Below are 555 nucleotides of genomic sequence, written 5' to 3'. Positions count from 1 at the left end.
TGTGCTGCACCCGCTTTCCGCTGGACTTATCCGGGGCATCCACATAGATGGCCGACACCAGTTCACGGAGAGCATAAGGGGTGAGTTCTTCAATATGAACGTACTTGTGCGCTTTCTGGACGAACTTTTCAATATTCTCGATCTGCTGTTCCTGTACTTCAATTTCCTGCTGGATGGAGAGAACTTCCTCTTCCAGCTGCTTCTGTTCGGCATCGTAGCTCTGACTCATCATGTCGAAGCGGTCATCGCTAAGCTTTCCGTTAACATTGTCCTCGTAAATCTTCATGAACAGCCGTTTGAGGTCTGCGATCCGCTTCTCATTCCGGGCAAGCTGCTTCTTCAGGACAGTCAGCTTTTCGGTGCTTTCCACCCGAAGCTGCTCCTCCATGACCTTGCGGAAGTAGTCCTCATGACAGAGGATGTAGTCCGTCACCCGCTGAACATGGCTTAGCACACGGCCCTCCAAAACCTTTACCCGGATGAAGTGTCCCTTGCACTTGCTCCCGTTCTTCTTGTGCAGAGAGCAATCAAAGAAGTCTTGACTGAAGTCCCTGT

General features: G+C 51.0%; 1 protein-coding gene. It reads right to left on the bottom strand.

Annotation, left to right across the window (positions count from 1 at the left end; all coding sequences use genetic code 11):
- Positions 1–454, bottom strand: a 454-nt coding sequence (locus P0G09_RS15490) for a DUF4368 domain-containing protein (RefSeq protein WP_275253094.1), incomplete at its 3' end; no start/stop codon positions are given.
- Between the last annotated feature and the right edge of the window lie 101 nt (positions 455–555).

This window comes from Faecalibacterium sp. DFI.5.82 (assembly GCF_029076575.1).
GTDB lineage: Bacteria > Bacillota > Clostridia > Oscillospirales > Ruminococcaceae > Faecalibacterium > Faecalibacterium duncaniae.
This window is presented reverse-complemented; position numbering and strand designations above follow the sequence as displayed.